The 9183-nt window shown below is 70.4% G+C and carries 7 protein-coding genes and 1 pseudogene; 4 read left to right on the forward strand and 4 right to left on the reverse strand.

Translation table 11 applies throughout. The features are described 5' to 3' along the window. The first annotated feature begins 5 nt into the window (after positions 1-5). Positions 6-848: a TIGR03620 family F420-dependent LLM class oxidoreductase gene (locus G6020_RS10420; protein ID WP_347238353.1), complete on the forward strand. Its 843-nt coding sequence runs from the start codon at positions 6-8 to the stop codon at positions 846-848. 17 nt (positions 849-865) lie between these two features. Here the strand turns inward: G6020_RS10420 and G6020_RS10425 are convergent, their stop codons facing one another. After that, positions 866-1402: a hypothetical protein gene (locus G6020_RS10425; protein ID WP_194306082.1), complete on the reverse strand. Its 537-nt coding sequence runs from the start codon at positions 1400-1402 to the stop codon at positions 866-868. 104 nt (positions 1403-1506) lie between these two features. Between G6020_RS10425 and G6020_RS10430 the strand changes: the two genes are divergently transcribed. Both G6020_RS10430 and G6020_RS10435 read left to right on the forward strand, forming a co-directional pair. Then, positions 1507-2925: an MFS transporter gene (locus tag G6020_RS10430; protein WP_182610576.1), complete on the forward strand. Its 1419-nt coding sequence runs from the start codon at positions 1507-1509 to the stop codon at positions 2923-2925. A gap of 109 nt (positions 2926-3034) precedes the next feature. Beyond that, positions 3035-4624, forward strand: a complete 1590-nt coding sequence (locus G6020_RS10435; RefSeq protein ID WP_182610577.1) for an HNH endonuclease signature motif containing protein — start codon at positions 3035-3037, stop codon at positions 4622-4624. A 77-nt stretch (positions 4625-4701) separates the two neighbouring features. On the opposite strand, the gene G6020_RS10440 is transcribed toward G6020_RS10435, so the two are convergent. From G6020_RS10440 to G6020_RS10450, 3 genes are all read right to left on the reverse strand, one after another. Next, positions 4702-5526 carry an alpha/beta fold hydrolase gene (locus G6020_RS10440; RefSeq protein WP_347237775.1) on the reverse strand — a complete coding sequence of 275 codons (825 nt, stop codon included), beginning with the start codon at positions 5524-5526 and terminating at the stop codon, positions 4702-4704. Positions 5527-5626: 100 nt separating this feature from the next. Then, positions 5627-6205 carry a polyketide cyclase gene (locus G6020_RS10445; RefSeq protein ID WP_182610578.1) on the reverse strand — a complete coding sequence of 193 codons (579 nt, stop codon included), beginning with the start codon at positions 6203-6205 and terminating at the stop codon, positions 5627-5629. A 125-nt stretch (positions 6206-6330) separates the two neighbouring features. Further along, positions 6331-8583 carry a catalase gene (locus G6020_RS10450; protein WP_182610579.1) on the reverse strand — a complete coding sequence of 751 codons (2253 nt, stop codon included), beginning with the start codon at positions 8581-8583 and terminating at the stop codon, positions 6331-6333. Between the two features lie 214 nt (positions 8584-8797). Between G6020_RS10450 and G6020_RS17080 the strand changes: the two are divergent. Further along, positions 8798-9183 (forward strand): annotated as a pseudogene (locus G6020_RS17080) (AI-2E family transporter); the annotation flags it as partial.

A 9183-nucleotide genomic window follows, 5' to 3' on the forward strand; every position in this document is an offset into this window, starting at 1 on the left:
CCGGGATCCCGGATCTGCTCGGCGAACTCGAGGAGCAGGGCTGGGGGTCGCTGTGGTTCGGCGAGGCCGTCGGGCGCGAGGCGTTCACCGCCGCGCAGCTCTACCTCGGGGCCACCCGGCGCATGGTCATCGGTACGGGCATCGCCAACATCTACGGTCGGGACGCCTCGGCGGCGGGGGCGGCCGCGCGCACCATCGAGGCCATGCACCCCGGCCGTTTCGTCCTGGGCCTGGGCGTGTCCCACGCCCCGCTGGTCGAACGGCACCGCGGGCACAACTACGGGCGCCCGCTGTCGGCGATGCGCGAGTACCTCGACGCGCTCGACCGGACCCAGCCCATGGCGGCGGGGGAGGACACCATGCCGCCGGTGGTCCTGGCCGCCCTCGGCCCCAAGATGCTCGAGTTGTCCCGGGACCGGACCGCCGGCGCGCACCCTTATCTGACCCTCCCCGAGCACACGGCGCGGGCGCGCGAGATCCTCGGCGGAACCGGGGAGGACGGACCGGCCCTGGTCGTGGAACACGCCGCGGTGGTCGCCGCCGGCGTGGAGGACGACGACGAGCTGTGGCGGTCGCGGGCCCGGGACCACCTGAACATCTACACCGGGCTGCCCAACTACCGGAACTCCTGGACCCGCCAGGGTTTCGACGAGTCCGACTACGTCCGAGGCGGCAGCGACCGCCTCCAGTCGGCCATGGTGACCCGGGGGGTCGAGGCCACCCGGGCGCGGGTACAGGAACACCTGGACGCGGGCGCCTCGACGGTGCTCGTGCAGGTGCTCGGGGAGAACATCCTGGTCCCGCCGGTCGAGGACTGGCGGCACGCGTACGAGGGCCTCCTGGGCTGACGGGACCCGGTGCGGGGTCAGCCGGTGTAGGCGACGGTGTCGACGACGACCGGTCCCGCCACGGCACCCCCGGTGGTGGTGAGCCGGTATTCCACCCGGCCGGATCCGGTGGGGATGATCGCGTCGTAGGGGTGCGCGATGGGGTCCGGGATCCCGAGGGAGATCCGCGGGTGGGGGATCTGCGCGACCTTCTGCCCGCTCGTGCCGGTGTCCAGGTTGCGCCAGGAGAGCGTGGCGGTCAGTGCGCACGGACCCACGCCGACGACCGCGAAGGCCCAGCTCACACTGGCCGTCCCGGGATAGCCGTCACCTCGCAGTGAGGTGGACACGGCACCGGCGCACGCACCGGTGGGTGATCCGCCCCAGGCGACCAGACGGTTCGGGGCGAGCAGGAGCTGGGTGAGGGCCTCGGAGGAGTCCTGTGCGTTCGCGGTGGCCGGGGCCGCGAGGGCGGCGGCCAGTGCGACTGCCGTGGCGGCGAGGGTCGCGGTCACGGTGGCGGTGGGTCGGCGGATGGCCCGCCGGGTCGTGCCGGTGGTGTTCACCACCCCCATGCTGGCACCGGGTGAGGCGGACCACAAGGGTCCGGGGTCGACAGCGAACGCGTTCGACACCTGTCTGTAGTGTCCGACTGAAGGGTTTCCGAGAGGACACATCAATGGGCGGCAGGACGCGCGGCGGGGACGCTGTTCGGGCGGAGCAGAACGGACTGATCGTCGTCCTGGCCTTCGGCGGGATCGTCATGTCCCTCACCCAGACCCTGGTGATCCCGCTGCTGGGGATGCTGCCCGCCATCCTCGGCACCTCGGCGACCAACGCCGCGTGGGTCGTCACGGTGACCCTGCTCGCCGGAGCGGTGGCCGGCCCGATGATGGGCCGCCTCGGCGACCTCTATCCCAAGAAGAACGTCCTGATCGGCGTCACCGCGGTGATGGTCATCGGGTCCGTCCTGTGCGCACTGTCCACTTCGCTGTGGCCGATGCTCATCGGGCGTGCGCTCCAGGGCGTGGGGATCGGCGTGATCCCTATCGGCATCGCGACGATGCGCGAGGTGCTGCCCGCCGCGCGACTCGGCCCGGCGATCGCCCTCATGAGCTCCTCGTTGGGGGTCGGTGGTGCGCTCGGGCTCCCGGCAGCCGCGGCGCTGGCCCAATACGGCTCCTGGCAGTGGATGTTCTGGGGTACGGCGGTGCTCGGCGTGGGGATCATCGTCATGATGGCCCTGCGTATCCGGTCGCTCCCGGCCGCCAAACCCGACGGGACCCTGGACCCGATCGGAGCCGTGGGACTCGCGGTGGGTCTGATCTCGCTCCTGCTGGCGGTGTCGAAGGGCGCGGACTGGGGCTGGCTCTCGGCGTTGACCCTCGGGCTGTTCGCGCTGGCTGCCGTCGCGTTTCCCGTGTGGGGCTGGTGGGTGCTGCGTCACCCGTCCCCGCTCATCGACCTGAGGGTGGCGGCCCGCCGACCGGTCCTGTTGACCAACATCGCCTCGATCCTCGTGGGCATGGGTCTGTACGCGCAGCTGCTCGTCATCCCCCAGATACTCCAGCTCCCGGTGGCCACCGGCCACGGGCTGGGGCAGTCGATGGTCGCCATGGGGCTGTGGATCGCGCCCGGCGGGTTGGCCATGATGGCCGTCTCCCCGATCAGCGGACGACTCATCACCACACGGGGTCCCAAGCCCACGCTCATCCTGGGATCGCTGGTCATCGCATCGGGGTACGCCTCCGCCATGTTCCTCATGGGCTCGACGTGGGGCGTCATGATCGCGGCCGTCATCACCAGCTCCGGCGTGGGTCTGGCCTACGGTGCCATGCCCGCCCTCATCATGTCGTCGGTGCCGCACTCCGAGATGGGGTCCGCCAACAGCGTCAACACCCTCATGCGGTCGATCGGCACCACCACGGCCGCGGCGGTACTCGGGGTGATCCTCACGCAGATGTCCGTGGACTTCGGGGGGTTGTTCGTGCCCACCGAGACCGGTTTCCGCGTGGGCCTGTTGCTCGGGTGCGGGGTCGCTCTGGCGGCTGCCGCGGTCGCCGCCATGATCCCGCCCCCGTGGGAGACGGAGGACTGACCCACGGCACCTCGGGACGCACCCCCCCGAGGCGTTGCAGGATCGTTACCTGATCCGCATATGTGTTCGATATAATCGAACACAGGAGCGATTCAGGCGAGGAGTAGCGATGATCTGCAGTGGCAGTGCGGCCGATGGCGTGGCCGCCGAACTCCTCGCCTCAGAGGTGCTGTTCGCCGAGAATCGCGCGGCCGCCGCGAGATGCCGGGGTGTCCATGCCCTCGTCGAGCACCACGAACGGCAGCTCGAGGCGCGACTGCAGGAGATGGGCCCGGGGGAGCCTGACTGGTCCAGGCTCGACCCCATCGATCACACCTGCCAGTCTCTGGTCGCCACGACCGGTGTGACGTACTCGCGGGCGAGTGACGTGGTCGGGTTGGCCGTGGACGTGCACGCCTGGGCCCCCGCGGTTCTGGATGCGATGGAATCGGGGCTGTTATGCGAGCGCATCGCGATGCTGCTGTGTAACCGGATCAGGGACGTGGACCCCTCCCTCAGCCACGAGGTACAGGCCGCTGTCGTCGAGGACTATCTCAAGCGACTCCATAGGGGGGAGCGGCCCAACCGGAGGACGATCTCCCGGCACGCGGACAACGTCGTCGCGAAGATCGACCCGGAGGGCGAGGCCGAGCGCCGCCGTGACGCCGCCTTCGGTCGGGGCGTGCGATTTCGCAGAGAAGACCGCGGGATGTGCACCATGACAGCCCGTCTGCCCGCAGCTGCGGGGGCGGTTCTCGCGGAGCGAATCGACGCCTTCGCGGGAAAAGCGGCGCCGGGTGACCGCCGCACCCTCGCGCAGCGGCGCGCCGACGCGTTGGTGGCGATGGCCACCGGTGACCATGTCGTTGTGGACCCCGACGGCGGGTATCGCGGCACATCCGCCGCAGGATCTGCGGACCCGACGCCGGCTTCAGCCCGCGGCTCGGACGCGGCTCGGGGCGAGGGAAACGGCGCGCGCACGGGCGAGGCCGCCGGCAGCGGGGCCGGTGATGGTGCCCCTGCTGCTGCTGCTGCTGAGGCGGGGCAGCGGGGTGCCGATGGAGCGGACGACCCCGTGCACGCACCGGTGAACGTCTCGCCGCTACTGCGTCCGCGTGTGACCGTGATCGCCAACGGAGTCGGAGCGCCTCAACTGGAGTTCGCCAGAACGGGAGAAGCAGCGCTCGAGACCCTGACCCGTCTGCTCGAGTCCGCGAAGGGCGCGACCTTCGAGCTCGTGGACACTCGACCCGGAACCCACGATGGCGGTGAGAGCGCCTATCGCCATCGGATTCCTCCAGACCTGGCGCGACGGGTCCGAATGAGAGACGGGACCTGTCGGCATCCCGGTTGCGCGGTGCCGGCGGAATCCTGCGACATAGATCATATTGTCCCCTTCAACCACTCCGATCCCTCGAGTGGCGGGCTGACCATCGAGAAGAACCTGATGTGCATGTGTCGGCGGCATCACCGGTACAAGACCTTCTCCGACGCCCACTATGAGTACCTCGACGGCGGGCGGATCAAGATCCGATTCGGCAGACATGTCCTGACCACAACTCCTACAGGCCCGCTGGCGCGGGCCCGCGGGTTCGTGACCGCCCCGGTGTCCCCGCGTCCCAACCGGCCACCCGGGAGGTCGCCGGGCGCCAGCTCCGAAGATGGCCCCGAGCGCAGCAGGCGGCGCGGCGATCACGACGACGACCCGCCCCCGTTCTGACGGGGGCCGGACCCCAGATCCCGGATCCCGGACCCCGCGCCCCGGGCGCTCTCTCTGCTATTGGTTCTGCCGCCGGCTCAACTCTGCGCGCGGGCGATGATCTCCTCGGCGAGCTCAGCTGGGCGTTCCTCGGGTATCCAGTGGCTCGCACCGGACATCTCCACGAAGCGGTAGTCGGCGTCCACGTAGTGGGCGGTCCGCTCGGCGCCACCGCGGCCGAGTGCCGGGTCGTGATCGCTCCAGACGAAGGTCGTGGGCACGCGGACACGGGCGGTCGCCTTCCCGGGTGAGGCGAAGGGCAGCGCGCGGTACCACCCCAGTCCACCGGGCACGGCGCCGTCGGCGACCATCTCGCTGCGGTAGCGGGCGATCATCTCCGGCGTCATGCCCATCGTGGCGAGAGCGCGTTCCGCCGGGCCTCCGTCCGAAGTGAGCACCCGCTCGGGAACCCGCGGCAACTGGAAGAACCCGATGTACCAGGAGCGCAGCAGCTGGTCGGAGACGATCATCGCGCGGCGGAAGGCCGCCAGGTGGGGCACCGACACCGCGGTGAGCGACCGGACCCGGTCGGGATGCGCGGCGGCCACACCCCACGCCACGGCCGCGCCCCAGTCGTGGCCGACGACGTGGGCGGCGGGCAGGTTCGCGCTGTCGAGCAGGGCGAGGACGTCGCCCACCAACTCGGACAGTCGATATGCCCGCCGACCCCTGGGGCGGGCGGTGGAGCAGTAGCCACGCTGGTCCAGGACCAGCGTGCGGAACCCGGCCGCGTGGAGGAGGGGCGCCACCGCGTCCCAGCTGCTCGTGCGCTGCGGGAATCCGTGGAGGAGCACTACGACCTCGCCGTCGGCCGGGCCGGAGTCGATGGCCCGGAAACGGAGGCGGCCGCGGGAGAACGTGATCTCCGCGGACCGCGGCGGCTCGGAACCCAGCGATTCAGAGCTCAGCGGCTCGGAACCCAGCGATTCAGAACTCGGCGGAGTCTGGCCTGGGACGGTCGGATCAGCCACGGACGTATCCTCTCCGGACGGCCCGCTCGAGGATGCCCAGGGTCGCTTTGAGTGCGGACGCGTCCAGCACCGGCAGGATGCCGGAATCGCGCCACTTGGGATGGGCGTCGGACCAGTCGTAGTAGCTCACGACCTCCGTCAGTGGCCCGTCGAGGTCCCCGGCGCTGCCTCCGCCTCCGCCTCCGTCCGCGGTCCCGCTGCCGAGCTGCGTCAGGCGATACCCGTAGGTGTGACCGATCGGCGGCTTGATCTGGCCGTCGATGGTCCAGGCGATCTCCTCACCCGGCAGGAACCGGGTGATGATGACGGTCACGTCGTACCGGCCGAGGTCGTAGTCGCCGAGCGATTCCCGATCCATGTGCACGACGAACCGGTCGCCCGAGGCCGTGACCGTCGAGCCCTCGGCCGACTGGAGCATCCCCGAGGAGTCGATGGCCACGTGACCGTCGGGGTCGCAGAGCACGGCGAACACCCGGTCCGCCGGCGCCGCGATGACCCGCCTGGCCTCGAGGCGTGTCCCGGGGGCGGCGTCGTCGGCCCCGGACGAGCTGGTCGATTCGCTGTCCGTCATGCCGTTGACGCTACCCCCGGGTATCAGCGCGGCGATGCCATCAGCACCGCTCCGGCCTCACATCCGTGCCGCCTTCAGATCCGTGCCGCCCTCACATCCGTGCCGCACTCAGATCCGTGCCGCGATCAGATCCGTGCGGGATCCGGCCGGTCCCACGCACGGTGGGTCGCCAGCAGCGGCTTGAGCGCGGGCAGGACTCCCGCCGCCTCGTCCACCACCACGACACCGGGGGTGTCGGCGGTGAGCCCGAAGTCGACGAACTGGTCGACGGGCGCGAGCGAGGCGATCGCCTTCTTGTGGCGGAACATCTCGCTGATCAGCACGTCCGTCCTCGGGTGGGCGGGGAGGTCCACCACGACGAGGGCGTCGAACTCGATCGAGCGCTGGGTCTGGTACGTCCGGGACACGGTGACGGTCGCGTCCGGTTCCCCTTCGCCCAGTCGGCCGCCGGTCGGGGCGATGACCAGCGGGACCATGTCGTCGTCGAATACAGCCTGCTCCAGCGCCTTGACCGCGGCGACGTCGGAGGCCTCGGTGACGAGGATCCCGATGAGGCGACCGTCGGAGGGCCACTCGCGGCCGATCTGGGACAGAGCGGGGCTGGTGACGACCTCGGCCACCGGGACCTTGGCGGGCGCGGGTAGACCGAGACCGGTGGCGACGGTGACGGCGAGGTCGTGGTCGATCCGGGCCAGCTGCTCGACCTGGCGGATCTTGATGTTCTCCTCGTAGCACTTGCCCAGCTCGAAGGTGTACGCGCCGGCGATGTGCTCCTTCTCGACCTCGGTCATGCTGTTGTAGAACAGGGTCGCCTGCGAGTAGTGGTCGTCGAAGGTGGCCGACGCGTCCCGGAGCACCTGCGCGTCGGCGATGTGCTGCGCCACCTCGACCAGGGCACCGTCGTCGGCGCCGGCCAGGAACGGGCACCCGCCGTCGAGGCTGTTGGGCTTGTACGGCGCGACCCCCACGTGGTCGGCGGTCTGGTGCATACCGTCCCGCAGCATGTCGTTGACCGGGGCGTGCGGGCGGTTGATCGGCAGCTGCCCGAAGTTCGGTCCACCCAGCCGCGAGATCTGGGTGTCGAGGTAGGAGAACAGCCGGCCCTGGAGGAGCGGGTCGTTGGTCACGTCGATCCCGGGCACGAGGTGGCCCGGGTGGAACGCGATCTGCTCCGTCTCCGCGAAGTAGTTCTTGGGGTTGGCGTTGAGCGTCATGGTGCCGATCACCTGAACCGGCGCGAGCTCCTCCGGGACGATCTTGGTGGGGTCGAGCAGATCAATGCCGTGGAACATCTCGCTGACACCGTTCTCATCCACCGTGTCCGGGAACACCTGGATGCCCAGGTCCCATTTGGGGAACGCGCCCGCCTCGATGGCGTCGGCCAGGTCCCTTCGGTGCAGGTCCGGATCCATACCGGCCGCGATCTGGGCCTCCTCCCACACCAGCGAGTGCACGCCGAGGTGGGGCTTCCAGTGGAACTTGACCAGGTTGGTCTCGCCGGCCGCGTTGATCAGCCGGAACGTGTGGACGCCGAAGCCCTCCATCATCCGGTAGGAGCGGGGGATGCCGCGGTCGGACATGTTCCACATCGCGTGCGCCTGACCCTCGGTGTGGAGTGAGACGAAGTCCCAGAACGTATCGTGTGCGCTCTGGGCCTGCGGGATCTCGCGGTCCGGGTGCGGCTTGCCCGCGTGGATGACGTCCGGGAACTTGATGGCGTCCTGGATGAAGAACACGGGGATGTTGTTGCCGACCAGGTCCCAGGTCCCCTCCTCGGAGTAGAACTTGGTGGCGAACCCGCGGGTATCGCGGACGCTGTCGGCAGACCCGCGCGACCCGAGGACGGTGGAGAAGCGGACAAAGACCTCGGTCTGCTTGCCCTCCGCGAACAACCCGGCGCGGCACACGCTCGCCGCCGCCCCGTTGGCCTCGAAGACACCGTGAGCACCGGCGCCGCGGGCGTGGACCACGCGCTCCGGGATCCGCTCGTGGTCGAAGTGGGTGATCTTCTCCCGCAGGTGGTGATCCTGCAGGAGGGTCGGGCCGCGGCGGCCGGCCTTCTGGGAGTGGTCCGTCTCAGAGAGCCGCGCCCCCTGCGCGGTGGTGAGGAACTCGCCCTGCTGGCGGGCGGCGTCCTCGGTGTCAGAGGACTCCGCACCGGTGGGGCTGAACGGCGTCGGGCCCTTCTGGTCAGGCTTGGGGGGAAGCGGGCCGGTGGGGTCGGTCGGCTCCTCGAGTGACGGGGGCTTTGGCGCCGGGACGCCGGGCACGACGTCTCCGCCGCCGATGACCTCGTCGGCGAGTCTGCCGGCGGCGTCGGCGACCTTCTTGGCCGCGGCGCCGGCCGTCTTGGATGCGGCGGACTTCTTGTCGGACATGTGACTCCTCCGAGGGTTGCGTGTGAGTTCACGGGTCGTGCCGACTCTCCCACTCGGCGCGGACTTCGCAACCAGTCGCAAAGGGGTCGGAGCAGGAGTACGCTCCGGCGCTCGGCCACCCGGTCCCGCGGCGTGCGGGTCCCGTTCCCGGCGGCGTGTCCTCATGCTGCGCGAAGTCGACGTCGTCTGAGGTCAGCGCGCCTAGGGTGTTCCCATGACGACCCACGGTGAGGACGCCGGCACGGCCGCGATCCCCCGATCCCATCTCCCGTATCCGGTGGTCCTGGCGGCGGCCTGGGCGGCCTGCCTGCTCCTGATCGCCGGGGGCGGGTGGATCCTCGGCCAGGCCATCGGCCGATTGTCGGTGATCCTGGCGCCGCTCGCCATCGCGGTGTTGCTCGCCGCCATGCTCCGGCCGCTGGTGGACCGCGTGCCCCGGCCGGTCCCGCGGGCGCTGGCGGCGCTCGTCGTCGTCCTCGGGGTCCTGGGGCTGGTCGTGGGAGCCCTGGCGGTGGTCACCACCCAGCTCGCGACCGGGGTACCGGAGATGCGCGAGAAGCTCGGCAGCGGCGTCGACACCGCCCTGCAGTGGCTGGAGGA

The sequence above is a fragment of the Dietzia sp. B19 genome, assembly GCF_014145155.1.
Classification (GTDB): Bacteria; Actinomycetota; Actinomycetes; order Mycobacteriales; family Mycobacteriaceae; genus Dietzia; species Dietzia natronolimnaea.